The organism is Nocardiopsis baichengensis YIM 90130 (genome assembly GCF_000341205.1).
Lineage (GTDB): Bacteria > Actinomycetota > Actinomycetes > Streptosporangiales > Streptosporangiaceae > Nocardiopsis_A > Nocardiopsis_A halophila.
Map to the genome: position 1 here is coordinate 318,062 of NZ_ANAS01000009.1, position 23,918 is coordinate 341,979.

19 protein-coding genes are annotated in these 23,918 nt (G+C 70.4%); 4 read left to right on the forward strand and 15 right to left on the reverse strand.

Annotated features, from left to right (window positions below):
- Positions 1-34 precede the first annotated feature (34 nt).
- A complete protein-coding gene (locus C892_RS0110045) occupies positions 35-580 on the reverse strand; it encodes a DUF4352 domain-containing protein (protein WP_017557069.1) in 546 nt (181 codons plus the stop codon).
- Between the two features lie 507 nt (positions 581-1,087).
- Between C892_RS0110045 and C892_RS0110050 the strand changes: the two genes are divergently transcribed.
- Positions 1,088-5,890: a hypothetical protein gene (locus tag C892_RS0110050; protein ID WP_017557070.1), complete on the forward strand. Its 4,803-nt coding sequence runs from the start codon at positions 1,088-1,090 to the stop codon at positions 5,888-5,890.
- 77 nt (positions 5,891-5,967) lie between these two features.
- Here the strand turns inward: C892_RS0110050 and C892_RS0110055 are convergent, their stop codons facing one another.
- The 8 genes from C892_RS0110055 to C892_RS0110090 all read right to left on the reverse strand — a co-directional run bounded on the left by C892_RS0110055 (position 5,968) and on the right by C892_RS0110090 (position 16,023).
- Entirely contained in the window at positions 5,968-7,122 is a 1,155-nt protein-coding gene (locus C892_RS0110055; protein WP_017557071.1) for a restriction endonuclease, read from the reverse strand.
- An 84-nt stretch (positions 7,123-7,206) separates the two neighbouring features.
- The gene (locus C892_RS0110060; protein ID WP_017557072.1) at positions 7,207-7,944 is read right to left on the reverse strand and encodes a hypothetical protein; all 738 of its coding nucleotides are present in this window, start codon (positions 7,942-7,944) and stop codon (positions 7,207-7,209) included.
- Complete coding sequence (locus tag C892_RS0110065) at positions 7,941-10,004, reverse strand: hypothetical protein (RefSeq protein WP_017557073.1); 2,064 nt, start codon at positions 10,002-10,004, stop codon at positions 7,941-7,943. The genes C892_RS0110060 and C892_RS0110065 overlap by 4 nt, the downstream gene beginning before the upstream one ends.
- The gene (locus C892_RS0110070) at positions 10,001-10,408 is read right to left on the reverse strand and encodes a hypothetical protein (protein WP_017557074.1); all 408 of its coding nucleotides are present in this window, start codon (positions 10,406-10,408) and stop codon (positions 10,001-10,003) included. Before C892_RS0110070 ends, C892_RS0110065 begins: the two co-directional genes overlap by 4 nt.
- Positions 10,409-10,539: 131 nt before the next feature.
- Positions 10,540-12,426 (reverse strand): UvrD-helicase domain-containing protein, encoded by a 1,887-nt coding sequence (locus C892_RS0110075; RefSeq protein WP_017557075.1) that lies wholly within the window; start codon positions 12,424-12,426, stop codon positions 10,540-10,542.
- Positions 12,410-14,296, reverse strand: coding sequence for an ATP-dependent nuclease (locus C892_RS28730; protein ID WP_017557076.1), 1,887 nt, complete (start codon positions 14,294-14,296; stop codon positions 12,410-12,412). The genes C892_RS0110075 and C892_RS28730 overlap by 17 nt, the downstream gene beginning before the upstream one ends.
- Before the next feature lie 50 nt (positions 14,297-14,346).
- Positions 14,347-14,979 (reverse strand): DUF4352 domain-containing protein, encoded by a 633-nt coding sequence (locus tag C892_RS0110085; protein ID WP_083934348.1) that lies wholly within the window; start codon positions 14,977-14,979, stop codon positions 14,347-14,349.
- Between the two features lie 390 nt (positions 14,980-15,369).
- Positions 15,370-16,023 carry a hypothetical protein gene (locus tag C892_RS0110090; protein ID WP_017557078.1) on the reverse strand — a complete coding sequence of 218 codons (654 nt, stop codon included), beginning with the start codon at positions 16,021-16,023 and terminating at the stop codon, positions 15,370-15,372.
- Between the two features lie 267 nt (positions 16,024-16,290).
- Between C892_RS0110090 and C892_RS28735 the strand changes: the two genes are divergently transcribed.
- Positions 16,291-17,031 (forward strand): hypothetical protein, encoded by a 741-nt coding sequence (locus tag C892_RS28735; protein WP_161631984.1) that lies wholly within the window; start codon positions 16,291-16,293, stop codon positions 17,029-17,031.
- Between the two features lie 1,039 nt (positions 17,032-18,070).
- Here C892_RS28735 and C892_RS30485 read toward each other — a convergent pair.
- The 6 genes from C892_RS30485 to C892_RS0110125 all read right to left on the reverse strand — a co-directional run bounded on the left by C892_RS30485 (position 18,071) and on the right by C892_RS0110125 (position 22,933).
- Positions 18,071-18,718, reverse strand: a complete 648-nt coding sequence (locus C892_RS30485; RefSeq protein ID WP_017557080.1) for a phosphoribosyltransferase — start codon at positions 18,716-18,718, stop codon at positions 18,071-18,073.
- Positions 18,719-18,821: 103 nt separating this feature from the next.
- Positions 18,822-19,739 (reverse strand): DNA-processing protein DprA, encoded by a 918-nt coding sequence (locus tag C892_RS0110105; protein ID WP_040685358.1) that lies wholly within the window; start codon positions 19,737-19,739, stop codon positions 18,822-18,824.
- 359 nt (positions 19,740-20,098) lie between these two features.
- Positions 20,099-21,283: a hypothetical protein gene (locus tag C892_RS0110110; protein ID WP_017557082.1), complete on the reverse strand. Its 1,185-nt coding sequence runs from the start codon at positions 21,281-21,283 to the stop codon at positions 20,099-20,101.
- On the reverse strand, positions 21,280-21,843 hold the full coding sequence (locus C892_RS0110115; protein ID WP_017557083.1) for a DUF4365 domain-containing protein: 564 nt from the start codon (positions 21,841-21,843) through the stop codon (positions 21,280-21,282). The genes C892_RS0110110 and C892_RS0110115 overlap by 4 nt, the downstream gene beginning before the upstream one ends.
- A 111-nt stretch (positions 21,844-21,954) precedes the next feature.
- Positions 21,955-22,134, reverse strand: a complete 180-nt coding sequence (locus tag C892_RS30490) for a DUF397 domain-containing protein (RefSeq protein ID WP_026124278.1) — start codon at positions 22,132-22,134, stop codon at positions 21,955-21,957.
- On the reverse strand, positions 22,121-22,933 hold the full coding sequence (locus tag C892_RS0110125) for a helix-turn-helix domain-containing protein (RefSeq protein ID WP_017557085.1): 813 nt from the start codon (positions 22,931-22,933) through the stop codon (positions 22,121-22,123). The genes C892_RS30490 and C892_RS0110125 overlap by 14 nt, the downstream gene beginning before the upstream one ends.
- A 175-nt stretch (positions 22,934-23,108) precedes the next feature.
- On the opposite strand from C892_RS0110125, the gene C892_RS0110135 reads away from it, so the two are divergent.
- Both C892_RS0110135 and C892_RS0110140 read left to right on the forward strand, forming a co-directional pair.
- Positions 23,109-23,462 carry a hypothetical protein gene (locus C892_RS0110135; protein ID WP_017557087.1) on the forward strand — a complete coding sequence of 118 codons (354 nt, stop codon included), beginning with the start codon at positions 23,109-23,111 and terminating at the stop codon, positions 23,460-23,462.
- A 3-nt stretch (positions 23,463-23,465) separates the two neighbouring features.
- A complete protein-coding gene (locus C892_RS0110140) occupies positions 23,466-23,918 on the forward strand; it encodes an ATP-binding protein (RefSeq protein ID WP_017557088.1) in 453 nt (150 codons plus the stop codon).

Sequence of the window (23,918 nt, forward strand, 5' to 3'; positions counted from 1 at the left end):
GTCGCCTCATCCGGCACGTCTCGCCACGAGCCACTCAGTCCAGCTCGATGACCAAGGGCTCATCGAAGGAGAAGACGTCCTCGATGACCACCTCGGTGATCTCCGTGTCCTCGGGCACGTCCACCACGACCTCACCCGACGCCGAGTTGCCAGGGTTGATCTGCTCCAGGTAGAGCGCGTCCGAGCCGAGCGTCGTCGAAGAGCTGTACTCCTTGCCGTCGGCATCGCGAAGGGCCACGGCCGAAGAGTCGAAAGTGACCGACTCGTCCCCCTCATTGGTCACCGTCAGGGACACGACCTCGAACACGCCCTGCGCCTCTTCCTCGGTCACACCGTCGCTGTAGGTCGGGGACGCTTCGACACCGTCGACGGTCACCGTCCAGTCCGCGACCCTCCCCGGGTCCCCGACACCCACGGTCTCGGCGTCCTCCTCGCCCCCTTCCCCTCCGGCCCCCTCCTCCTGATCGGCGTCGTCCGTGGCCGGGGAGTCCGAGGGGCCGTCGCCTCCGAACATGAAGGCGCTGCAGCCGACCACGATCAGCAGGAGGAGCACGACCGCCCCGCCGCACCCGATGAGCACGTACCGCCAGCCCCGACCGCCCGATTTCGCATTTCCCTGCGTGTTTCCCTGCATGACCATCCCCCCACGGGTTGAGCAGGGACGGGCCGAGAGCACGCTGCGCCCTGCCTGGGCATCTCCGCCTGGGCCATGCCCGCGAGATGGGCTCTGATCAGGAGCGAGTCACACCCGGGGACGACCGAACCGCCTTCGCCGGCGTTCCCCATGACCCGCGCCGAATGAGGCACGCTGCACTCAGCTCTCCCGTTCACCATTCATGGACCCCCTTTTTGCCCGCTCCCCATCCCGAAAAAACCAGACGAAGGGCCCACAAAAACTCAAATCCGACAGCCTCGAGGCAGGCCCCGGGCGTCGCCGGGCGGGAGCATCCGCCCCCGCCGGATGAGCGGAGGAGTGATCTCGGGCATCCTCGGTCGACCGGAGGCCGGTCCTCCCTACGGCCACCGGCTCCCAGGGCCCCGATGGAGGCGCGGCGTCGTGTCCGTGGCGACTGCGATACTCTCCGCCATGCCGACGCCACTCCCCTCGAATCTCCACGCCTCGACCCTCTACCTGGACTGGGTGAAGGCCCACGACCCCTCCCGGGTGGAGCAGGCCGACGCGCTCATCACGCGAATGGGCTCCGAGATCCGCGGCTCCTGGAGTAGACCCAAGGCGGCGATCAGCGCCGTGGCCCGCCTCTGCCGCGACCTGCCGGCCGAACACCTCCCCCGATTCTGGGAGACCGTCGGGCACCGGATGCTGCGAGACGCTCCCCAACAGGCCGGGACCGCCTACTCCAAAGCGCGCGACGCCGAGAAACGCAACGGTCTCACCATCGATCCGGCTCAGCTCGCCGACTCCGCCGCGCTCTTCGCCCGCTACGGCGGGCTGCCCGCCAAGGAGCTCTCCGCCGTGCAGAAGCGCTTGGCGGCCGACGTGCCCGGCAGCGAGGCGCACGCACTGTTCGTCCGGATCCTTGAGGCCTGGGCGCACGGCGGCGCGGCGCCCCCAGCCGACCTGCGCACCCGGATCCGCGCCTCCGTCAAGAGCGCCGGGCTCGGCGCCGACGAAGAGTCCCGCATCCTCGCCCAGGCGCTCGCGCACGCCCGCGGCACCGCCGTCCCCGACCGCCTCCTGGACGCCGCAGCCGACGTCTTCGCCGCCACGCCGCCCGCCGACGAGCTGCACGCCGCACTGGCCGCCCTCTTCCCCACTTCCGCCACCGACGGCGCCGCCTGGCTACGGATGCTGGAAGACGCGGGAACGCTCGCGCGCATGGGCGACGGGCGTCTCGTTCCCGAAGGTGGGCTGTCCGCATGGCTGTCGGCGTTCGCCCGGCAGTACAACCTCGTCACCGCCGGCGGGGGCGGCGTCACCGACCAGCGGAAGCCCGAGGAGCTGTTCGCGCTGCTCCCCCGGCTCGCCGCACGGATCCGCGCCGAGGACGCCCCGGTCCGGCTGCACGAATCCCGGTACCACCACACCTGTTTCGACGCCGACCTGGTCGACGCGTGCCTCGCCGCCGGTATCCCCGTGCACGACCCCGGTCCTGAGGTTCGCCTGCACCTGTGGCACGGGGGCTGTCGGCGCGATCTGGCAGCCCTGGCCGCCGATCCGGTGCTGGGCGGGCGCCTGGAGCGCGTCGCGCACGCCCCGGACCGGGCCGGGTTCGGACAGCGCACCGGCGGGGGAACCGCGATCACCCGCCTGCCCGACGCCCCCGGCGTGGAGGCGCACGTGCGCGCCCGCGTCACCGACCTGATCGGCCGGGCGGCCGAGGGCCCTCTCGGCTCTGCCCACCAGGCCGTCCAGGAGCTGGACGGCCTGCTCGACGGCCCCACGGCCACTGCATTGGACGGGGTCGAAGAACACCTGTCCTCCCTCGATCTCGCGGCACCGCTCGCCCGCACCCTGCGCGCCGGGATCCCCGCCGAGCTGCGCTGGCCCGCTCTGGAAGAAGCCCTCGCCGACCCAGTGCTCGGCGGCGGCACCGTGAAGGGGGCCACCGCGACCTGGCCCGTGCTGACCGTCTTCACCCGCTCGGGCGCCGTCGCCGTCGACCACCGGGGCCGGCGCGGCGCCTGCGCCTTCTCCCTGCCCGAGGGCGCCCACCGGATCTCCGTGCACTACTCCGGCGGCGACTTCCTCGTCGGGTGGGCGCTGTCCACCGACGGTGCGGACGGCCCCGTCGCGTATCAGGCCTTCTGGGCGAGTGCGCCGGACACGGTGTTCACACCGGACCGTACGCACAGCATGACCCCGTGCCGAGACTGGCTCCAAGGCGCCTACGGCTTCCAGTTCGAGGCCGAAGGCGGCAGGCACGACGGCGAGCGCCTGCTGCGCCCCGGCGACCGGCACGGCATCGGCGGCGAACCGAGGCAGATGAGCGACGGCTCAACCCTGTGGAGCCTGCGCGACGGCGGCCCCGAGCCGTGGGGGTGGGCCGAAGTCGACCCCGTCACCGGTGACCGGAGCACACCATCGCTGCCCTCCTTCTTCGGGGATGCAGACCTACCCGACGGATGGGCGTGGACCGAGAGGGCATTGAGCCTGGTCCGGCTGCCCGACGGCGCTCCCGGATCACCGCTCGGTTCAGCGGACGGCCTCTCCGGGTTCCGCGTCTCCCAGGACTCGACCGACCGGTTCCAGGCGGCCGGCCGCTTCGTCATCGAGGGGATCGACGGCCGACGCGCCGAGGTCGCCGGAGGATCGGCGAAGGACGAGCCCTGGGCGATCCTCCGGATGCCCGAGGGCGGTGCGGACCTCGTCCTCTTCGACCAGAGGGGTGGGGTCGGCCCCGAGCGGACCGGGCCGCTGGCCGCGCGCACCGCCGACGGGGACACCCTGCTGTGGCAGGTGTGGTCGCTGCACGACCGCGAGAGCCTCTCCCCGCGCGGGGTCCACCCCGAGCTCCACGACCACCTGTGGTTCCCGCCGCCCGCCTTCTGGCACTTCCTCGTGCCCGCCGACCCCGCCTCATCCCGGGCGCTGCGCGGTGCCGACGAGGAGGCGGCGCGGGTGCTGATCGGCGCCGCCCGAACGGCCCCGGCGGGCGATGAGGAGGCGGCGGTCCGGGACGCGATCGCCCGCGTTCTTCCCGGTGCCACCGACCACCGGGTGGCCGACGGCGTCGTCTGGGCGGCGCGATGGGCCGCCCATGTGCTGGGCATCCGCGAGGGGCTGTCCTCCCGCGTGGACCTCCTCCGCTCGGGCGCGCCGGTCACCCCGCCCGCAGCGGTACCGGACGCCGAGCTGTTCCCGGCGCTGCGCGGGCTCCTGCCCCTCGAGTTCGGGGCCTACAGCGGCACCTCGGCCGCGCAGCCTGCCCTGCTCACCGCGATCGCCGCCGATGGAGCCCTGTTCCGGGGTGAAGTCGACGACGAGGTCCGCAGACTCAGCCCGCCGGTCCCACCCCGGGACTGGTCCCCCCTGCTCGGACGGATCGACGCGGCCGCGCTCCGGTTCGCCGTGGGGGTCGGGACCGACACCGAGCGCGGCGCCCTAGAGGCGCTGCTGCGCACCTGGGCCGAGCAACCGTTCGCCGCCCCCGGCCGGTGGCGGCGCGGCCGGGCCTCCGGGAAGGCCCTGGCCCCCCTGCTCGCGGCGGGCGAAGCGGCCGTGACCGGGACCGCCCCCGCCCGCGACGAGCGGCGGGGGCACGGGCGGCCGGCCGAGGCGCCGCCCCCGGAGCCGGGCCGCCCGCTCGATCCCGAACGCGAATACCGGTTCGTGCAACCGGGCCGGGCCGTTCCTCCCGAGGGGGCGCACCGTATCGAGGAGGTCGAGATCGGCCGCGGCGGCGCCGATAGACTCCGACGGCTGCTCAGGCTGGTAGAGGAGCACGGGCATGTGCGCCTGTCCGCCGATCCGGACGCGGTTCGGGTGTTCATCGAGCACACGGGGGTCCGGCGGGCCCTGGCGGTCCTCGCCCTCGACGGCCTCCCCAGGCGCGCCGAGTTCGGCACCGACGACTCCCACCGCTTCGACGAGCACCGCGCGATGCTGCGCGCCGCCCCCTACAAGGCGAGCACGTCCGTCGCCGCCCAGGCCGAGAACGCCACCGCGTCCCTCGGAGAGGACGGGCGGTTCCGCATGCTCGCGGCCGGGGTCCCCGACGACCCGGCGGAGCTGTGGCAGCCGGGCGGACCCGTGGCCGCGGCCGAGCGGATGGCTGCGGTGTGGGCCGACGTGCTCGGCACCCGCGCCCCCGTCATCGAACACGTTGCCGACCAGCTCGAACGCGATCTCGGATTCTCCGACCGGTGGGCCTCCGAATTGGCCGCCCCCACACGGTTCGGCACCGAGACCCGCGGTCTGAGCTGCGAGCTGGTGACGGGCCGCTTCGGCCGGCGTCCCGAGATCCGTACGGCTGACGAGGACGACGAGTACGACCGCCCCGGTCGGTCGGTAAGGAAAACCCTGTTCAGCACACTGCCTGCGGTCCTCTCCTGGGCTCTGACGGAACGCCCGGTCGGCGACCCGGCTGTGGCCGGCGTCCCCCGGCTCTACAAGCGCCTGTGCGCCCGCCTGGAGGAGCCGGAGCTGCTCCAGCCCCTGGACCTGGTGTCCTTCGCGGGCTCCGCCGCGGACCTCGCCGCGGTGTTCGGCCCGGACACCTATCCCGTGCATCCGCATCCGGCCCCCGAACAGCGGAGTGAGGCCCCCCTCGTCTACGACGGAGGGCTCCTTCTCGTCGATGCGCGGCGCACCGTTCAACGGCCCTTCCTGCGGCCGTCCGTCCTCGCCGACCCGGAGGCCGTGGAACGGACTCTGAAGGCGTGTGAAGAACACGGCTGGCACGAGGTGGCGCTGGTGGTCCGCCGTGCCCTGGCGGTACGCACGGGTCTGGGGCGCTTGGTCGAGCGGGCGGCCTCCACCCCGGTCCCGCCAGGGGGCTACGAGGCCGATCCGGCCCTGAGCGTCCCATCCCTGGTGAAGGAGGCCGCCGACGAGCTGGGGGCCGACCCCGACGCCGCCGCCCTGTACCTCCAACTGCTGGCCCTGGCCCGCCCCACCGACAAGAACATCCGGCGGTGGAACGGCTGGACGACCGCCCGCTTGAAGAAGGCGCGCGCACGGCTCGCGGAACTGGGAGCGATCGTGGAGGAGAAGCGGCCGAGGGCGGGCCGCACGGGGTTCCTGCCGGGAGGCTGGACCGAGCTGAAGGCCCCCGAGCTGCCGCTGGAGACCGCCAAGCTCGACCTGTACCTGGCGAGCGAGAGGAGCAAGGAGGTGACCGCCCCCTTCGGGCGTCTCCTTCCTCCGGTTCCCCTGCACGAGCTGTTCACCCGGGCATGGAAGGAACGCACGGCCATGACCACGGGCTGACCGGAACCCGGCCCGCCGCCCCCCTGGAAGCGCGACGGCTTCCTGGGAGGGAAGCGCCGCTCACGGCACGGCCCCGTTCAGTCGGCCGCTTCGCGCGGGCCGGGGTCCGTGCCGGACGCGGCCAGTTCAGTGATGCGCCGGGCGGCGTCGTTGTCGTAGAGCTCGAAGATCGTGGTGATCGCCTGCAACGAGTTCTGGAGGTCCGCCCCAAGGGCCTCCTGAGGGATTCCGGTGCGCAGCCATTCGACGCGACGGTGGTGACGCTGGTTCTCCGGGGCACCGGAGTCGTAGGCGTAGTCGCCGAGGATACGGGCGATGGCGATCTCGTTCTTCGACTTGACGGGGAGGACAACGAGATCACCGACCGACATGAGCTCGCGCAGCCTCCAGAGCTGCCCGGCGAAGTTGCCGATGAAGCCTTCAGTGACCCCGTCGCGCGCCTCGGCGATCACCTCGCGCAGGCGCTCGCGGCTGTCCACCGGCGTCAGGTCGGGGATCTCGTTGAAGCCGCCACCGACGCGCCTGCCGTCGAGGAACCAGCTCTCACTCACGTCCCTGCGCCCGGCGCGGACCACCCAAGCCCGCCGGGGGATGCCTCGGGCCGGGAAGATCCCCCGCAGGCGGTCGGCGACATGCGCGATCCACCGAAGCGCCTCTTGGGCCTCCCCAGCGGACATCGGACTGCGCGTACCGTCGTCCGCGAGGTCGGCCCGGTGAGCGATGCGGTTGCGCCGGTCGACGATGGCGTCCTGCTTGGTCCGGGCCCGCTCGATGCTCAGGTTCTCGCTCTTGCCGACACGCTCCCAGATCTCGTCCGACGAACGATCCGTGACGAGCTTGAGCCCTTCGCTGATCTTCCTGCTCCGCTGGTAAGTGACATACCGGATCGCGTCTTTGACGGCTTCGGAGAGCGCTGTGACCTCCGAATCCCCCGACCTTCGCTCCGCAATGGAATCCCGGAGGGAGAGCTTCTCCAACTGCCGGGGCAGTGGGCGCTCGGGAGAGGTGAGGAGGGCGACGGCATGCTCGGCGATCTCCTCGTGCAGCCAGTGGTCCAGGGCAGAAACACCCTGTGACCAGGCCGCTCGGAACAGATCCTCCGGGTGGGCCTGCTGCAGGTCTCCGTAATTCGCCGCCGCGCCTCTTATCCCGGCCAGCGCACGCCCGCCGACGACCATGTTGCGGGCATAGTCGAGATTCGCAACGAACTGTTCGTAGTGCTGAGAGGCCAAATCAGATCATCCGTGTTCACGTGAGTGGGGGCGCACGGAGGCGTATCGGGGCGTTGGCGCCTCCGGTTCTCAACCGGGGTCAGATTACCGCTCCCGGGGTGTCCTCACCTCGGCTCCGCCTTGTCGGATGAGGTCGAGATGCATCTCCAGCAAAGCGACCGCGGCAGAGCGCTGGTGCGGGTCTTCGAGCACGGCCAGCAGCTCATCGACCCGGGCACGGATCCCCCGCGGGACACGGAGATCCTCCTGCCCCGCCCCGGTTCGCAGGACCGAAGCGAGTTCGCGGAACGCACCGACCGCCGACCGGACCTTGTCCTCAGGATCCTGTGCGGTGAAGACGTCATCGGCGAATCTCTCCAACCACCAGGCCATGGCCACATCCGGTTGCAGGAAGCGGTTCCTGACCTCCTCCAGCCGTGCGGTCTCGGCGGCCTCGCGCATGCGCACCCGCTGGGCGGCGGAGGCCCGTTCCCGGGCCTCCGCCTCCACGCCGGGGTCCAGGTGCAGGCGCACCTCCCCGGCGACAGCGAGGTGATCGCCGTCCTCGATCTCCTCGCTGAGCCGCCCCTGTGCCGCCGTTTGTGCGTCCTGGGCGCTCAGGGCCGGAAACCGGGCCACCGCCTCGGCGATGGTGTCGGCGAGCAGGCTCCGGGCGACGGCGCCCGGCTGGAGCAGCCGGGCGCCACCATCGAGGAGCCGCCAGCGGTAGGCGATGTCGGCGCGGAAGAACAGGCCGCGGTCGGCACTCTCCGGGAAAGTGCTGAACCGGTGGGGGAACCGCCCTCGGGACGCCGCTCCGCGCCGACGCGGGAACCACATCATGCGGCCGGAACCTCCGGTGTTCCCGGGTCACGGTCGGTCCGGGCCTTCCGGGAGGCGTCCACATTGTCGATGTAGCGCTGTGTGAGCCGCATACGGACCGGGTCCCGGCCGATGAAGGGCGTCATGTCGCCCAAGGTGGCCCCCTCGACGTCAACGACCCCGCGGAGGACGTCGAACACGGCCTCCTCGGGCAGGTGCCCTCCGACCACGGCGTCGCACCACTCCGCAGCGGCCCGATGGGCCATGCCCCGGAGGGAGTCGGGGCCGAACCACACGGACCGCCATCCCGACCGGAGCAGCTCCCGCGCCTTGGCGCCTTCGACATCCTGCAACGCGAGCACGGCCTGCGCGGACGTCGGACCGCTGTTCGGTGCGGCCGGAACGGGACCGGTGAACATCTCCAGGAAGGCGGAACCGCTCGGACGGTCCTCCGCGCCGCTGAGGGCCCAGGCCACCACCGCACCGAGGACGGCCAGCGGGTCGCCCGATTCGCGCAGCATCTCGGCCAGGACGGCGTGCGCCTTCCGCCGCACGTCCTCGTTCGGTGCACTGTCCAGGACATACCTGACACGGGTGAGCGCGACGTTGGTGTACTCACGGCCGAAGACGCGGCGGCACGCCTCCAGGACGGCCCGCTGTCGCTCGGGCTTGCTCCCGCCCTTCGCCCAGTTCGCGAGCTCCTTGCGGACCTGAGCACCGGTGTGCGGGTGGACGGACAGCTCATCGAGGAGCCCGGCCGCCGCGTCAGCGTGGCGCTTCCCGTTCCCGTCGAGCCACTTTTCGGCGATCCCGAGCACCGCTCCGGTCCCGTGGTCCGCGGCGAGATCGGTAAGGGCCTGGGCGATGCGATGCACGCTCTTGGCCGCCGCCCCCTTCTCCTTCGTGACCTCGGGGAGCCAGTCCTCCAAGATTTCGGCGATCTCCGGGCTGTCGCGCCACACATGGCGGAGAAGGGGGCGGGCGATCCCCGGGTGCTCTTTCGTGATGGACACGGTCCCGTCCTCATAGGCGAGGTCGGCATCCTGGCACCGCCTGCGGTCGCTGGGGGCGGCGAACGGTCCTCCTTCGAGCTTCTGCCAGCGCAGTTCGGGACGGGCGAGGAGATCGTCCACCGCGCCGAGGACGACCCGGACCGGCTCACCGTCGAGGAGGGAAGCGACGGTGCGCAGTACCCGCCTCTCGGCTTCGGCACGCCTGTCCTCCTGGCCGGGGTCGTCGTCGAACCACTGCGTGATGGTGCGCGTCCATCCGGTGAAGCGTTCGAGCGCCTCGCCGTCGTCCGGCCCTTCGGCGTCCCGCACGATCCCGGCGAACTCCACCGCGCGGGAGGGAGGGGCGTCGATCGCCAACTGGCCGGCGAAGACGCTCCCGCCCTCCAGCCAGGACTCACGGTCCGGGCCGGGGCCCGCAGCGAGCCGCCGCCGGGCGACCTCGACCGCATCCGGGCGCTCGTGGACGGCCACCGCCACGAGACCGGAGAGGTCCGGCGCCTCGCGCCATGTGTCGGACGGCGCAGTCACGACGAGCAGGGCGTCCCGCGACCGCGCCCGCTCGGCATAGGCGGCGAGGCCCCGCATGAAGTCCTCAGGCAGCCTGTCCGGCTCGCTTGTGAGGTCGAGAAGCAGGCCGGCGCCTGCGTCGCACGGGATCCTGTCGGCGTCGGGCCGGTCCCAGTCGAGGCGGAGCTCACGGACTCGCCCGCTGCCCACGGCGCTCGCCAGCGCCTTGAGCCCGGCCGTGCGGCGCCCGCTACCGCGCTCCCCCACAAGGACGAGGACCCCACACCCCTCAGGAACCCGGGGCACCGGCCCCACGAACAGCTCGTCGTCCGGGATGGTCTCCCCGGGGACGGGACGGGACTTCAGGAAGGGTTTCTCCGTGGTGTAGTTGGTGATGTGGTTGTCGCCGTATGCGATGTTGACGTCGCGGGCGGTCACCCCGTCCAACACCGGTCGTGCGGGCATCTGGACGGGCGCACCGGTCTGTTCGGTGCCGGGATCGTCGGCGTGGGTGCCGCCTTCTCCGGGCGCATCAGGCCGCTCCTGGATCTCTTCCGTCATTTCCCCTCCTTGGTGACGTGGGTGTCGCGGCCGCTCCAGATGAAGTCGCCGCTGCTCTGGATGTCCTTGAAGGTGTTCCGGCTGTTCACGACGCCGTCGCCGGACACGGCCCCGCCGAGGCTCTTGACCTCCTTGGCCGCCTCGGACGAGACCTCCGCGACCTTCGCCAGGTCACCGGCGATCAGGGGCGCGAAGACGGACGCCGCCCTCTCCTTCTCGGACTCCTCCGTCACGGCCACGACGTCCCGACAGCTTTCGAGGTGCGCGAGAGCGGCGTCCTCGTGGTCCGGCGCGTGCCGCTTGAACAGCGCCGCACACCTCGCCTGGACCTGCTCCCACCCGTCGGCGACCATCGCCGCGACCAGGCCGTTGGCCGCCGCCAGGGCGATCTCTTGTACAGCCATGCAGACCTCCTCGTTCCGTGCACGTGGCAACACTTCTCATGGAACTCAGCGTTAGCTGAGCAAACACACTTGTCTTGGATGTGACGCACCGGTGGGCGATCTCCTGATGGAGCCCTGTGCTGTGGAAGCGCCTAGGGGAACCGCATGGCCAACTGCTCCTCGCCCTCCGCGACGTTCGACACGACGGGGATGCCCCGCGCTTCCAAGAAGGTGCGCATTCGGCCCAGCTCCCGGGGCGGGAGGGCCAAGGCCAGTAGCCGACGAGCCCGTGTCACCGCGACGTAGTAGACGCGCAGGGTCTCAGCGTCGTCAGGCGAGAGGGTCCTCGGGTTCCCCGGAGAGGGCGCGGAGGTCCACATGTCCACGATGTGCGTGCGTGCGGGCCCGTCGCCCGCCGGGCTGCGCCGCTGGGGAACGAAGACGAGAACCGCGTCGGCCTCTTCCCCCTTCATGTCGTGGACAGAGCACACGCGCGCCACGGCGCCCGTCACGTACTGGGCGCCCGGAAGGTCGGCGACCTCCCATATCGGCCCGCTCTTCGGGGAGGGGCAGCGCCACGTGGGGACGTGGGGAGCCGACAGCCCGTCCGCCGGAGGATTGCGGTTGAAGGCCGTGAGCGCCCCGCTCTTCCACTCCTGCGCGGTGACCGTCAGGGGTGGAAGAGCGGCCAGAACACGGGCGGCGGAACGTCGCAGTGCACCACCGTCGACCCCCTGTCCCTCGGCGGCCTCGGAGACCGGGAGGCCGCAGCCGCCGAGCCAGTACTCCAGGACCGCCTCCTCCAGCACGGTCCATGCCTGCGCGCACTGCCGTTTCGGGGCCGAAGGGGCACGAAGCACCGCGGTCGCCCACGCCAGCCGCGCCAGCACGGCCCTGCCCTTCGGCAGGGGCCCCGCGCCGACCTGGCCGGACGGAAGCGTGCGCCGGTTGTAGGCGAGAATCGCCCGCTCACCGGGCACGATCCCGAGGCGTTCCGCTTTCTCGGCGAATGCCGCCACCGCGTCCTGCTTCCGTCCCCTTCCGACCTCGATCAGCAGGACCGGCGCCGCAGCCCCGCAGGCGGCACCCACCGCCGAGTCAGGCGCACGGCCCCCGGTCCGCAGAGTGGCCGCGAGGTCGCAGACCACCTGCGAGCTCCGCCAATTGCTGGTCAGGCGGACGGTGTCCCCCGGAGGAAGCGCGCCCCGTGTCGCCCTCGTCCCCCTGTCAGGCCAGCGCGCCTCACGGAAGGCATAGATGGCCTGGTCGGGGTCGCGCACGAGCAGCATCGGCAGGCCCGCAGCGGCCAGCCGCGCCAGGATCCCTTCATCGGGGGCGGAGCAGTCCTGCGCCTCGTCCACGATGAGTTCGCCGAAGCGTGCCGTCAGCAGGTCGGCGATGCGCTCGCCCGTCCCCGCGGTTTCGAGGTTCTTCAGCGCCATGTCCCTCAGGAGGTCACCGGTGATGTACCCCTGGCCGTACAGCTCGAGCAGCGTCGACGAGGCCCACGCCTCCAGGACTCCCTGCGACGGCCCGCCTTCACCGGCCCCGAGGCTTTTGACCAGGTGTGCACGACCGATGTGGAGACCGGTCCACCCGTCCAGGTCGAACCGGAAGTCGTCGAGGGTCACGGCGCCGTTCCTGGCAGCCGGGTGCTCCCACCACGACTCCAAACGCTTCCAGGTCCGGCCGTCGGTGGCGGGGCGCGGAAGGTGGGGGCGCACGAGGTGGCGCCAGATGAAGGTGTCCAAGGTCCCGACGAAGTGCGGCGGCCCGACGAGATCCGGGCGTTCGGCCGCCTCGCACCGCCTGCGGATCTCGGCACCGGCCACACGTGTGAAGGAGACGACCGCCCGTCCCGTACGCGGGGACAGCGGCCGGGTCAGATGCCGTTCGACGATCACCCGCGTCTTGCCCGCGCCGGGGCAGGCTTCGAGGTAGACGGGCTCCCCCGGCCGCGTGTCGACGGCGATGGCGCGCCGCTGCTCCTCCAGGGCCTCCGCTCGGAGAACGTCCAGGCCGTCATCGACCGCTGTCATCGCGCTCCCCCTCCTCCACGATCCAGGCGAGGGCATCGTGCAGGTACTCGGGAACGGTCAGCCCGTCCTCGCCGCGCTCGATCCGCTCGGCGGACAGGGCGCACAGGTCCTGCATGAAGTCGCCCTTGTTGAGGTCAGCGTGCGAAACGGTCTTCTTCACCGCTTCGGCCCGCTCAGCGGGCGCGGCGGCCAGCACCCGGTCCATGTCCTTGCGGAACGCCCGGGGCCGTTGCAGCTCCCAGGCCTTCCAGAACAGGTCCGCGTTGCGGGAATCAGCCTGAAGCACCTCGGGTTCGAGGGTCGTCGCGCTGGTGAAGACACGCGCGACGGCGCCGGCCCCGCACCCGGCGATCATCGCGGTGAGGTCCCCCGCCCGCTTCCGGGTCCCGTCGCCGTCGGTGACCACCGCGACCCTCCGGGCGATCCGCATACCGGTCTCCGGGGCCGGATTCAGCAGGATCTTCAGGTAGGGCACGAAGTCGGTGCCGTCGATGGGCACCAGCGCGGTCCCCTTGTACCGGCGCCACGCAGGCCCTCGCAGGGTGCGCTCCGCAAGGTGCGAGATCAGCAGCGCGTCCGAGATCCCTTCGACCAGAAGGACCCTGGGGCCGAAGAGCATGGTGTTCCGCCGGGCGTCGAGGTACCGGCCGATTTTCTCGGCCTCTCGCTTCGCGAGGCCGAGCTTTGCCACCGGGACCGCGGCCGTCCGGTGATCGGGCGCCGCGGCCCTCTCCGCAGGCGCGTCCCCTTCCCCCAAGGCGGCGGCGGTGTCCACGCCCAGGTCGGGCCGTGCTTCGACCGGTGCACGGTGCAGGACCACCAGATCCTCCGGGGCGACGGCGGTCGCGATGTGGGGCGAGTGCGTCGTCACGACCACCTGCACGTGCCCGAGGAAGTCCCCTCGGTTCTGAGGCGCCCGGCTCTCTTCCGCCTTCTCCTGCAGGAAGGCCATCAGGGAGTTCTGCAGCTGCGGGTGCAGGTGCGCCTCCGGCTCCTCCACCAGCAGCAGGGTCAGGTCGGCTTCGTCCGCGCTTTCGAGCTGGGTCAGGACGGTCGCCATGAACAGCAGGTTCGCGTAGCCGAGACCGGTGGAGGCCAGGTCCCTGACGTCCAGCCCCTCCTCTTCGATGCGCAAGCGCAAGGAGCGCGCGATCGAGGTGAGCGTCGGTTCGGCGAAGCCGATCCCGGCGGCCTGGCGGCTGGCGGCCTCGGTCAGCGGCCCGAGGTTCCTCCCGATCGCGTCGACCACCCCGTTGAGCGGCGGCTTGTCCTCGAACTCGGCGAGGCGTTCACCGACCCCGCCGATCAGCAGCTTCCGCTCCTCCTCATCGGCGATCACCTGCTCGACGACCTGCTGGAGTCGGGTATTGCGCCCCGAGGCGAGCTCCCGCTGGGCGTCCCGGAGGGGCGGGAGGTAGACGTGGCGGATGCGCCCGCGCGACTGCGGCTCGGGGTCGGCGTCGGCGGTAGCGGTGTCCCCCGCACGCCACACCGTCCGTCCCGTGTTCCGGCCTGCGGACGGCGGGGTGTAGGCGACGTGGTGACTGATGGTCCGCCCGTCCGCGTTGAGGGCCTGGTCGAACAGCGCCAGTTCGTTGCCGCTCTCACCGGCGTAGTACGCGGACAGCTCGATCGAGGTGCGGCAGTCCGGTCGGTGCGTAGCGCCGCATCCGTCGCGGTGCAGGTCCTCCCGCTCGAAGTAACGGTCCTTGCGCCCGTCGAGCGGCAGGGTGAGCAGTCGGACGGCGTCCATGGCGTTGGACTTCCCGGCATTGTTCTCGCCGAGCAGTACGGTGACGCCGGGCCGGAGGACGACCTCACCGTCGCTGAACGAACGGAAGCCCTTGATGTGGAGTCGTTCCAGGTACATGGGGGTTCTCTCTATCTGTGGACCGGCGCCTCCCCGGCGGCCGGCCGGGGTCAGGAGACCTCGACGACCAGGGGGTCGGAGGTGAAGGACCAGACGTCCTCGATGACGACCTGGGTGATCTCGGTGCCTTCGGGCACGTCCACGACGGCCTCGCCCTCGGCACTGTTGCCCGGGTTGATCTGCTCCAGGAAGAGCGAGTCGGAGCCGAGCACCGTCTGCGAGCTGTACTCCTTGCCGTCGGCGTCCCGGAGGGTGACCGCCGAGGAGTCGAAGGTGACCGCCTCGTCGCCCTCGTTGGAGACCGTCATCGACACGATGGCGAACTCGCCCTGGGCCTGCTCCTCCAGGACCTCGTCGCCGTAGGTGGGCGAGGTCTCGATGCCGTGGACGGTCACCGTCCAGTCGGCGGCGGTCCCGGGTTCGCCGAGGCCGACGGTGGTGCCGTCGGCGCCGCCGCCCGAGTCCCCGCCTTCACCGGCCCCCTCGCCGCCGCCCCCGGCGTCGGAACCGGTCTCGCCCGCCGGGTCCGGGGAGCCGCCGCCCGTCGAGCCGCCGTCGCCGTCGCCACCGGCGAGCAACGCGCCGCACCCGACCATGACCACCAGGAGGAGCAGAGCGAGTCCTCCGCATCCGAGGCAGCCATAGAGCCAGCCGCGTCCGCCCTGTTTCGGTGTCGCCTGCATGCCGTCCACTCCTTGCGTGCGCTTGCCCCCCGAACTCCGGAGGCGCGGATGTGAACATGACAGCAAACATAGAAAGCTATGTCAACAGAACGCTCACATTTCATTGAGGAGCGACATGTGTACCAACCAGACAGTCCCCCTGTGTCCCCCCATCGCCCTCCCGCATGCCGGAACCCGGCGGCGTCGCCATGAGCGCTACGGCACCGATGCCCAGGGCGGCGCCTCAGCCGGCCATCGACACGACAGGGGCGCGGTGATCACCGTTCAGAGCCCGCCACAGGTGAGCGGATGCGTTCACACCACGTTTCAGCACAGAGAAGGACGATGACGTAGCGCCCCTCTGGAGACCGCCCACCGCCCCCAGTTCACAGGAGACAGGCCCGGAACGCCTCAGATCACCAGACCAGGGAGGTCTCCCTGGAAGAGCGCGAGCAGTCCCCCGACCAGGCCGACCGACGCCAGGACAGCGGGGACCAGCAGGACCGGCCCTACCGACAGGCCGACGGCGAATCCGACGGCCCCTCCGACACAGGGATGGGCGAACCACCGCTTGACCTGGACCGCGATACCCCCGGCAGAGAACGCCGCGAGGACGAATCCGGGGGCGCCTCCGAGCACCATCCACATCACGCCGCCCGGGACGAGGCAGACCGGGACGAGCATCAGAGACCCGACCGTGAGCCCCAGAAGGGGTTCACAGTGGCGCCGCCAGGATCCGACCAGCACCCGCAGCCACGCCGCCACGAACAGGACCGGGGCGGCGCCCATCAGTCCGTTGAAGACCGGCACCGACCAGAGGGCGGACGCCGGCAGGACGATCTCGCCGACGATGGCGCAACTGACAGCGGTGCCCGCCAGGCCGGCGAGGGCAAGAGCGCCTTTCCCCGCCGACCGCGCCCCGCCGACGAACGACACCGCCAGGAGCCCGACGGCGACCACCGCACCGGCAGCGGCGCCCCAGAGGGCTTCGGCCGCGAAGCTCCCGCCCACGTCGACCTCCTCGCCCTCATGCGCCCCGGCCCGACCCCGTCCCCACAGGGACACGGGCCGACCCTACTCATCCGCTCCCGGCCCTGCGGAGAGCGCCCCGGCCGTCCTGCCCCGGGTGATCAGGGAGGGTATGCCCCTGGCGGCCAGGAACCGGGGATGTCAAGCACCCCTCCGAGCACAGACCCAGAAGTCGAAAGCAGTGCAAACATCAGAAATAGAGAAGTGTGTAAACTAGGCGGCGACGACAGGATCCCCTCCCATCCCCTACCCCCCCAGGAGTAGAATGTGATGCTCATCACTCACACGCACAAGGCGGCAAAGATGTTGAAAACCGCCCCCGCCGCAGCAGCAGCCCTCCTCGCCCTCACGGCCTGCACGGGAACAGGGCCCGGCACCGACGAAGAGGCCTCCCCCGCATCGGGATACGCCGAGGGCACCCCCGAGGGCTCGGGAGAGCCGGAGGCCGCCGAGTTCCCGGAGCAGACCCCCGCCGAGGCCGTCGGCACGGTCAGCGAGGAACGCAAGGAGCCCGAGCCCATCGTCCTCAGCGGCAGCGGTGACAAGGTGGTCACACTCGACTCCCCGTTGGAGGAACCCGGCATCGCGGAGGTCGAGCACACGGGAGGGGCCAACTTCGCCGTGTGGTCCGTGGACGACGCTGGCGGGCAGATCGACCTCCATGTGAACGTGATCGGCTCCTATGAAGGGACCGTCGCGCACGGCCTCCACGGTCGGCAGGACATCGCCGCATTCGAGGTCACGGCGGACGGACCCTGGGAGATGCGGCTCCTCCCCTTTGAAGGGGCACGCGAGTGGAGCGACCCGGAGGCCGAGGGCACCGGCGACGACGTCCTGCGGCTCACCGAGCCATCGGAGGGCCTGGAGTCGGTGTCCATGACGCATTCCGGTTCGGGCAACTTCGCGGTGTGGAGCCACGGCGGCAGCTTCCCGGACCTGCTGGCGAACGAGATCGGCTCCTATGAGGGCGAAAGCCTCCTGCCCGGCGGCACGGAACTCGTCGTGGTCGAGGCGGACGGCGCCTGGACGCTGAGCCGCGAATGAAGCCTCCCCTTTCCGCTTTACCTTCTCCGGAGCTTCCAGCGATTCCAGAACGTTGGTCGATCCTCACGGCGGATTCGAGTGAACAGCACGACCCCATATCCGGGACCGTTATGAGGACCATCCGCCACGACCGCTCACCACCAGGCAGTCCCGCGATCCCCACCTAAAATGGCCGATCGTCCCCTCCTGCCCGAGCCATCGCTCTCGGGCGATACACGTGTGCCCCGCCTCCACCACGTGCCTCTCGGAGTCCGAAGTCCTGCCAAGTGCGAGAACGGCGCCTCGATACCTTTCCATCACCGCTGATCTCCATGGGCGCACGGTGGAGGGGCGAATGCTCGGCAAGAGAAAGGGGGCTTGTCTCAGCTGGTCCCTGCACGCGATACTGAAGTCGCCGCGCCCGAGAATCACTGGGGGAAGTGATGCCCAAACGCCGCTCGTTCGTCCGGCGCCACGTCGGTAACTCATCGAGGCTCGTCGTTCTCCCGGAAGCCGGGACAGGAACACCGGAGACCCGAGACCCTGACTACGATTCCTACACGCGTCCTGATGCGGAACCGCCCCAGCAGCCCGCCGCCTCGCCTATAGGTGTAAGACCGAACTCGGAGAAGCGGCGCTGCCCCGAGTGCGGTCGGACGGTCCGGTACAGCCTGCGTCGAAATGAATACTACTCGCACCTGGCATCCACCGACTCCACGGAAATCTGTGGGCAGTCGGGACTGGCGGACGGCCAATCTTTCGAAGACACGTGATTCGCTGCGTCAACAGGGCCGGCGAGCCGCACGCCGAGAGCTTGTCCAGCCGTGGACCATACGGCATATCTTCGCCGGTTCAAGGCGGAAGGGCCGGGCCCCGCGCCAGCCCCCGCAGCCCCGGCCGAGATGCGGGTGGACGGCGGAGTGTGCCATCCGCCTTCCGACCGATCAGGGCGATGGCTCATCTGACCAGTCACCCGCCCCAGAGACGACTACGACACGCCGGGGCGGCCCCGGGAACACGACGGAACCCGGCACGGAGCAGGGCGGCAGGCCGCCCCCGGTCATCGGTGAACCGGGCAGTGCCCGGGGTCGTAGTCGGCCGCGGAGATCCGGTCGATGATGGGCGCGGCCGGCTCGAACCCGGAGTCGAGCTGCCGGGCGAGGACGACCGTGACGACGGCCCCCGCACCGGCCCTCTTCAGCGCGTGGGCGGCCGACTGCGCACGGGCGCCGGTGACCCAGGTGTCGTCGATGAGGAGTACCGCCTTCTCCTCAAGAGGGCTTGCTCCGTCCGCCACGGAGAACCAGTCGTGGACGAACTCCCGTGTCCCGGACGGGATCTCCGGGTTGACGTTCAACTCGATGCGGTCCAGCCGCCGGACGACGGGGCCGAGGAGTTCTTGGAGCGGGTGCTCGCGGTCGGGCGTCCTGGTGCTGGGCACAAATGCGGCGTGAGTGAACGCGTCTATGCCCGCCTCCTGCTTGACGCACGTGATGTGCCTCAGGCAGAAGTCCTGAAAGAGTGCTCGGAGCGACTTGCGCGCCCCCTCGACGCGCCCGAACGTCTGCTTGTAGATGCGCAGGTTCCGGCTGTGCTGCCCCTCGCTGTCCACGCGATAGGTGATCGGGACTACCAGGTCGGCGACATCGTTCCCCGCCTGTTTCTCAATCCGGTAGCACCGGACGCAGACCGAGTACCCCTCGTTCACCGCGCCATAGCACCGTCGGCAGACCCCGGGGCCGGGCCTGGGGCAGGAGCGGATGTAGTTGGTCTGGAGTGCGACATGTTCGACGACCCGATGAACCCGAGGGTCACCAGACAAGCTCACCTTCCCCTGCCATGTCGTCCGCCGTGCTGCTCGCTTCCGCCACGATCCTCTCAGCCACCGACGACAGTTCTCGGAGCCCGGAGACGACGTGCACACCGGGGCGCTCGGCGTACTCCGCGGCCCAGCGGTTCGCGAGGAGGCTCTCGGTGAAGATCACCTGCCGCCCGTGCTTCAGCGCCATGCGGGCCTGGATCCGCGCTCCACTGTGCTCACCGGCCTCGACGACGACGGTCGCCGCGGCGTAACCGCTCATCACCGCATTGCGCATGGGGAAGGTCTGGCGGGTGGGCGGCGAGCCGGGGAGGAACTGGCTCAGCACCAGCCCCCGCGCGGCGATCTCCTGCTGGAGTGCGCGGTTGGCCGCCGGGTAGTACCGGTCGATGCCCGTGCCGATCACGGCGACCGTGCGGCCGGAGTTCTCCAGCGCGGCCCGGTGAGCGGCGGCGTCGATCCCGGCGGCGAGGCCGCTCACCACCGTGATGTCCCTCTGAGCGAGCTGCGCGGCGATGTTCGAGGCGACCTGGAGCCCGCGGGGGCTCGCCTTGCGGGACCCGACCACGGCGATCGCCCGCCGGTCGTCGCAGAGCGTGCCCTTGGAGAACACCGCGGGCGGCATCTCATGGATCTCCCTGAGCGCGGAGGGATAGCCGTCCTGCCAGAAGCCTCTGACGTCGATCCCCTCGTCGGAGCACCACTGGAGGAGGGCACGGGCTTCGTCGACCGTCGTCGTGGTCCGGTCGTCCTCGACCTCGAAGAGGGAGGAGTCAGAGGCCTCGTGAAGAACGGCCGACGCGCTCCCCGCGTCGAGGACCCTCTCGGTGATCCCGGCCCAGCCGGTGCGCTCCCTGAGCAGGAGCGTGAACAGGGACTCAAGCTCCGACGACTGTCCTTCGCCCTCCATGCTTCCCAGGCTAGCCGCCCCACTGCTGCCTTCGTAGCGTTCCACCGGCCCCTCCTTCCCGTGTCGCTCTGCCCGGCTGACGACGTCTCGGCCTCACTGAGTCTGATCTGAGTGAGATCTGACTGAGATCCAACTTAGAACTGATGTTCTAACACACGCCTACGTCAGAGCACAGGGGCATACTGCCAGGCACGGCCGGATACGGCCGACCCGACCGGGGGCGCCGGACGGACAGTCCGCACGACCGCTGGCGAGGCCCGCCCGAATCCGTCGGGCCGGGAGGGCTCCACGCGAGTCCGGGTCCGACCGCCAGAGGGGACGATCCGCACTCCCGTCCACTCGGCGAAAGGAGATCGGCCTCACTCTCCGAGGTCGAGGTGGTCCGGGCGGAGCTCCCTACGGTTCCTGTCGGTCGCGATCCGCCCCTCGGCCGTGATGGCGCGGGCTCCTCTGTGTGCCTCCAGGGCACGGTCGTACTGCTGGGGGTCGAGCACCACCGGAAGCGTCCGCTGGCTGGACCCGCGGTCGGTGCGCAGTGTCCCGCGCACCTTGGCGTAGCCGACGCTGGTCCGGGAGTCGCGCTCCATGGCGATGATGGTGCCGACCATGCGGACGGTCCCGCTGTTCTCCAGCTCGCGCAGGTGCTTGGCCGCGTCTTTGAGAAGCGCACCTGCCCGGCGACCGAATGCGATGCGGTTCTGCTCCCCGTCCGCGTGGCCCTCCGGCAGTGGGGCCGGATGCGCCGGGGCCCACTGGAAGGAGATCTCAAACGGCCGGTCGGCGTCGTGGCCGGCGAGGCCCGCCAGCGACTCGCAGAGTCGCGAGGTGACCCCCTGCCCGGCCCCTTCATCGAACCCGCCCAGCTCGTCCCCCGGGTCCTCTTCAGCCTGCCGGGCAGCCTTCCCCGCTGCGGCGATCCCCCTGTACATCTCGGCGACGATCCCCCTCGGACCGCTCCCCGGACCCGGTTCGTACTCCAGGGCGAGCATCCCCTCGGCGGCAGGCTCGGGGGCTCCGCCCAGAGGGACCTCGGCGGAGAAGATGTAACTGCCCGCAGCGGTGGGACCGAGCCGGACCGTGCCGAGGAAGGTGTCGACCGCCTTGCTGTTCCGCCCGCCGGAGACGGAGCTGTCGGCGCCTTCGAGCACACGGCGGGCCGCGACCGTGAACGCGCCCCTGATCCCGCCGATCGCGTCCCACCCGGCGAGCAGGGGAAGCGTTCCCGAAGGGGTGTGCGGGTGGGTGTGGAACCGCTGGACGTCGACCAGAGGGGCGGATATGGCGCGGAGGACCTCGGCGAAGTCCCGCTGCTCGGCGCGGGCGATGGCCTTCAGGGCACGCTTGACGAGGTCGGCGTCGTCCTCGTACTCGATGCGGGGAGGGAGCAGCACCTCGTCGTCGGTGGCGGCCCGGGGCGGGGCCGACCAGATCGCGGCGCCACGCCACTGCTCGGGCTGCAGACGCCACCCCTGGGCGCGCAGGTAGTCGGCGACCTGGTCGGGGGCGGGGCCGGGTTCCGGGGCGTGGGTCGGGGTCGGATTCATCGCCCTACCTCCGGGTCGTCGTCGAGGAGGCTGCGAAGCGAGTCGGGGGTCAGGAGATTGGCCTTGGGGATGCGTACCCGCCGACGCCTCTTGTCACCGGGGTCAGCGATGGGGTCCTGGTCGCGCAGCGAAACCCAGTATGCGGCGTGGCTGAGACGGAGCTGCCCATCGTCGGCAGAGCAGTAAGCCGGACTGTCCGTGGGCACGACGACGACGACCAGAAACCGGGGAGTGCGGAAACCGGGCCCGGCGAGCTTGTTGAACTGCACCTCGGTCAGGCCGTCGAAGTCCCAGTAGGGGCCGCTGGAGCGCGGGGCACTCCAGGTCTTCACCTGGACCTTGATCTCGGGTGCGCGGATCCCTCCCCGGTCACTGGTCTCCTCGAAGCCCATGTCCACGCCGTTGACGTCGAGGTCGGCCCGGCTCGCCACCAGCCCGGCGGCCACGCCGATGGCCCGGACGAAGACTTCGCCGTAGTAGCCCTGGTGGACGTTGTGGTTCAGGGACAGGGCCGCCCTCCTCCGGATTCTCCGCGGTTCCGGAGGAACCCTAGCGATCATGGTGATCTTGGTTCTAGGGGCGGAGAGTGGCCGAAACCGGAAGGCCGCGCCTGCCGTCAGGGGAAGCGGCCGACAGGCACGGCAACGTGCGTAGGGGGACGGTGGGGGTGGTCAGAGCTCCCGCTGCTTGAGGGAGCGGAGGAACCCCTCCCACTCGGAGGCGGGGAACTCCAGATGACCGAGGTGGCGGTGCTGGGTGTCACGGACGGCGGTTCTCTCTCCCTCTGCCACCTCCACACAGCTACTCGACGCACCGCTGTAGCTCGACTTGTGCCACTCACGAGTATTCACTTCGCACCTTTCGAAGCAGGTCGATCGTCAGATCCGGAGACAGAGCCCATGCCAAGAGCTCCTGCAGGACGGCCGTGAAACGCTGAACGTCTTCGCCATCGTCGATGAAGGCACCACCGCCAGCGTGGTCGGCGTAGACGATGGGCGGACGGTCCGCGAACCTCAGGAGTTGGAACGGCCCTGAAGCACCACCGTGGTACGCGGCAGCAGATGGGACGACCAGGAACCGGACGATGCCGTCCTGGGCCAGGGACTCGATACGCTCAAGCTGTTCGCACATCAGCCCTCTGGGGCCGACCGGCGCCCGCACTACACCCTCGCTCACCACGGCTGTGAGCTTGGGGGCGTTCGTGTCCAGCAAGGCCGCGAGCCGCCCTACCCGCAGCCCGGTGAGGCGATCTATCTCGCCAGGTGAGTCTAAAGGCCTACCGTCTCTGAAGATCACACGTGCGTAGGCTTCCGTCTGCAGAATGCCCGGGATCAGAGTCGGGTGGAAGTAGTGGATCTCGCTCGCTTCCTCCTCCGCCTTCACCACGTCGGTGTGCCAGTCAGGGTGATCCGCGGACTTGGAGGCGTCGGCCCACTGCCGGAGCAGTGCTCCGCTTGTAGCGAAGACGGCTTCGAGTTGTTCCGCAATATCCTTTCTGGTCCTCCGGGTGCCCCTCTCCATGGCTCCCACCATCTGGGGCGACACTCGGACACGTTTCGCAAGATCATCAAGGGTCATGCCTGCTTGACGTCGGTACTTGCGCACCTCCGCCCCGAACCTTGCCCACACGGGGTCCGACGACTCCACCATGTTCGTAGCGAACCACAGCTACGACACAATCCGCTACTGGTTTCGCCGTTTCACCTCCAACGATGTGGAAGACCTTCTTGTGGTGGAGGTGTAGTGCCAGCCTCGGGACATGGAAGACCCCGGCGGCTCGCACAAGCCCCGGGGCACGGCCTCCACCTGAGCAAGAGGTGAAGACATGTCCGATGTTAACCAGAAGGCGTACCGATGCACGTCCTCCTCGTCAGAGGGGAGGCACGAGGCCAGGCGACGCCACCTCCAGGCCCTCTCTGAAGAGCTCGCCGACCGGGGTGTTCGCTGCCTGACCACGCTCCCCATGGAGAGCGCACCTGTCCTCTACGTGGCACTCCGCAGGCGAACCGTCTGTGTCGTGGCCGCCGAGACAATCGACGGGTGGAGTCTCGTCGGCCCCGGACTGGAGTGCGACGCGACAGACCCGGCCACTGCGGCGGAGATCCTGCTCAAGGAGCCGCCTCCCATCAACCTCAGCGACGTTCTGCGGCGCCGATCGCGTATGAAGGCGGTGGCATGAGCCATGAGCCGCCTCGTCCTCAACGTGCGGGAAGAACTCCCCTGCGACTACGACGGCCTCCGCATCGCCCGCGCGCTCACCCGCGTGCGCCTGCGCCCGCTCTGGGCAGACTCACTGGTCGATGATGCCGAGCTGTGCGTCGATGAGGCCTTCTGCAACGCCCAGCGCCACACACGCAGCGGGCTCGACGGAGGAACCGTCCATCTGGCCCTCTACGCCACTGCCGGAGGGCCCCTCTACATCGACATCACCGACGCCGGCCCGCTGAACCCTGCGGACCGACCCCGAGTCCGGTCAGGAGCCGTAGGCGCAGACATGGACACCGAGAGCGGGAGGGGCATGTTCCTCATCGACTCCCTGGCCGCTCACTGGCTCTACTTCGAGAAGCCCGAAGGCGGGTGCCTGTCCCTCACCCTGCTCACACCGGACAGGGCACCCGTTCCCCTGCGCACCTGA

What these genes read in the sequence shown, in the direction of transcription:
- C892_RS0110060 (WP_017557072.1), bottom strand. Translation starts at nt 7,944, where the DNA reads ATGATGTGGTTCCCGCGTCGGCGCGGAGCGGCGTCCCGAGGGCGGTTC.
- C892_RS0110110 (WP_017557082.1), bottom strand. Translation starts at nt 21,283, where the DNA reads ATGAATCCGACCCCGACCCACGCCCCGGAACCCGGCCCCGCCCCCGAC.
- C892_RS28735 (WP_161631984.1), top strand. Translation starts at nt 16,291, where the DNA reads ATGTTGAAAACCGCCCCCGCCGCAGCAGCAGCCCTCCTCGCCCTCACG.
- C892_RS0110140 (WP_017557088.1), top strand. Translation starts at nt 23,466, where the DNA reads ATGAGCCGCCTCGTCCTCAACGTGCGGGAAGAACTCCCCTGCGACTAC.
- C892_RS0110105 (WP_040685358.1), bottom strand. Translation starts at nt 19,739, where the DNA reads ATGGAGGGCGAAGGACAGTCGTCGGAGCTTGAGTCCCTGTTCACGCTC.
- C892_RS28730 (WP_017557076.1), bottom strand. Translation starts at nt 14,296, where the DNA reads ATGTACCTGGAACGACTCCACATCAAGGGCTTCCGTTCGTTCAGCGAC.
- C892_RS0110085 (WP_083934348.1), bottom strand. Translation starts at nt 14,979, where the DNA reads ATGCAGGCGACACCGAAACAGGGCGGACGCGGCTGGCTCTATGGCTGC.
- C892_RS0110065 (WP_017557073.1), bottom strand. Translation starts at nt 10,004, where the DNA reads ATGACGGAAGAGATCCAGGAGCGGCCTGATGCGCCCGGAGAAGGCGGC.
- C892_RS0110115 (WP_017557083.1), bottom strand. Translation starts at nt 21,843, where the DNA reads ATGATCGCTAGGGTTCCTCCGGAACCGCGGAGAATCCGGAGGAGGGCG.
- C892_RS0110050 (WP_017557070.1), top strand. Translation starts at nt 1,088, where the DNA reads ATGCCGACGCCACTCCCCTCGAATCTCCACGCCTCGACCCTCTACCTG.
- C892_RS0110070 (WP_017557074.1), bottom strand. Translation starts at nt 10,408, where the DNA reads ATGGCTGTACAAGAGATCGCCCTGGCGGCGGCCAACGGCCTGGTCGCG.
- C892_RS0110135 (WP_017557087.1), top strand. Translation starts at nt 23,109, where the DNA reads ATGTCCGATGTTAACCAGAAGGCGTACCGATGCACGTCCTCCTCGTCA.
- C892_RS0110125 (WP_017557085.1), bottom strand. Translation starts at nt 22,933, where the DNA reads ATGGTGGAGTCGTCGGACCCCGTGTGGGCAAGGTTCGGGGCGGAGGTG.
- C892_RS0110075 (WP_017557075.1), bottom strand. Translation starts at nt 12,426, where the DNA reads ATGACAGCGGTCGATGACGGCCTGGACGTTCTCCGAGCGGAGGCCCTG.